This window comes from Rhodovulum marinum (genome assembly GCF_004343075.1).
Lineage (GTDB): Bacteria > Pseudomonadota > Alphaproteobacteria > Rhodobacterales > Rhodobacteraceae > Rhodovulum > Rhodovulum marinum.
The window spans coordinates 1-1,640 of the sequence record NZ_SLXP01000034.1 but is presented as its reverse complement, the minus strand read 5'-3'; the positions used below and the strand labels follow the sequence as shown (position 1 = coordinate 1,640).

Here is a 1,640-nt window from a genome sequence, read left to right as displayed (position 1 = left end):
CGCGCCCTTCTGGCCGCGTCCCTGGATGCACCGGCCCGGCCGCTCGACCTGCGCCTTCCATCGCCCTGCCGGCGCGGCGGAACCCGCGCGCGCCGGTCGCACGTCAGGTAAGGGCATGGATTTGGGGCAACCCGGCGTTCTGGTCATCGGCGGCGGCCAAGAACCGGGTTACGAGACGCGCAATGGGTCCTTGGTTCCATCTCGCCATTGGGCACATCGCCTTGTTGCCGAGGGGGTCGGCCTCGGCTTTCCGTCGGACCATGCCGGGCGGCGAAACACCACGTCTTCGATCAGCCCGCCCCTTCCCGCTGCTCAGCCTGCCGGTGCGCTTGCGTCTGTCGGCGGAGTCGCCATTTCGCGGAACGCGCCACGAAGGCAACCACCCGCGACTGCTCTTCTTGCCTGGCAATCTAGCTGTGTCGCCCCTGCACAGGCGCATGACATGACTGTTCTTGATCGGGGACCCAAAGGTAAGCGTGACCGGCAAATCGCCGGGCCGGCCGATCAGCGCATGTTCGGTGACTGACAGATGGAAATGCGGCGCAGCAAGGCCGGGCACCAGCGCCAGCGCCCGCGCGGCCACAACCGGAGTGCCGCCGCACAGAAAAAGGACCGGACATGACCGAGACCGCAAGGCCCGCCGACGAAAACGCCCGCCATGCCGCCAAGATGGCCAAATTGAAGGCTGCGAAAGATCGGGCGCTGGAGGGCAAGACCGCCGAGAAGGGACTGATCATCGTCCATACCGGCGCGGGCAAGGGCAAATCCTCGGCCGGGTTCGGCATGATCCTGCGCTGTATCGCCCACGGGATGCCATCCGCAGTGGTCCAGTTCGTCAAGGGCGCCCGGGACACCGGCGAACGGCGGCTTCTGACCGAACGGTTCGCGGATTTGTGCCAGTTCCACGCCATGGGCGAGGGCTTCACCTGGGAAACCCAGGACCGGACCCGCGACATCGCCGCCGCCGAAAACGGGTGGCGCAAGGCCCGGGACCTGATCCGCGATCCCGCGATCCGCATGGTCCTCCTGGACGAGATCAACATCGCGCTGCGCTATGGCTACCTGGATGCGGACGAGGTGGTCGCGTTCCTTCAGGCCGAAAAGCCGCCGATGACCCATGTGGTTCTGACCGGCCGTAATGCTCCCGGGGCGCTGATCGAGGCCGCAGACCTGGTGACCGAGATGACGCTGGTCAAGCACCCGTTCCGCGCCGGCATCAAGGGCCAGCCCGGTGTGGAGTTCTGAGCGGCCGCGAAATGGCATGGGCACGGCGGGTTCCGTCGGCGTGGTCCGTATGGCCGCGCCATCCAAATGCCGTCCGGGCAATTCACGAACCCGGCGCCCGGCCTGACGGCCCTTTCCGGACCGGACCCCGCGCACAAGCGGGACAGTCCGGGCCGGGGCGGTTTCCCGGTTCGCACGCGAGGCCCGTTGCATAGGCCCCCCGGGGATGCCATTCAAGCGGGCGCGTTTCATGCCGGGGTCTTCATGCGCCAAAGCCGCCTTTCCATGCCGCCCCATGCCACGCGCCGGGCCTGCGTCGCGGGCCATTTCGGCGAGTTCTTGCAGGGCCGGTTGGGGCCCGACGGGCCGGTGGTTCTGGTCACGCTGCCCTGTCCGGCGCTGGCGGTGCGGGCGGT

The 1,640-nt window shown here is 68.1% G+C and carries 1 protein-coding gene; it reads left to right on the top strand.

Going from position 1 to position 1,640, the window contains the following annotated elements; all coding sequences use genetic code 11:
- Positions 1-618: 618 nt before the first annotated feature.
- Complete coding sequence (gene cobO / locus EV662_RS19310; protein ID WP_132466525.1) at positions 619-1,245, top strand: cob(I)yrinic acid a,c-diamide adenosyltransferase; 627 nt, start codon at positions 619-621, stop codon at positions 1,243-1,245.
- Positions 1,246-1,640 lie beyond the last annotated feature (395 nt).

Coding starts and splice junctions, on each gene's coding strand:
- cobO (WP_132466525.1), top strand. CDS start 619: ATGACCGAGACCGCAAGGCCCGCCGACGAAAACGCCCGCCATGCCGCC.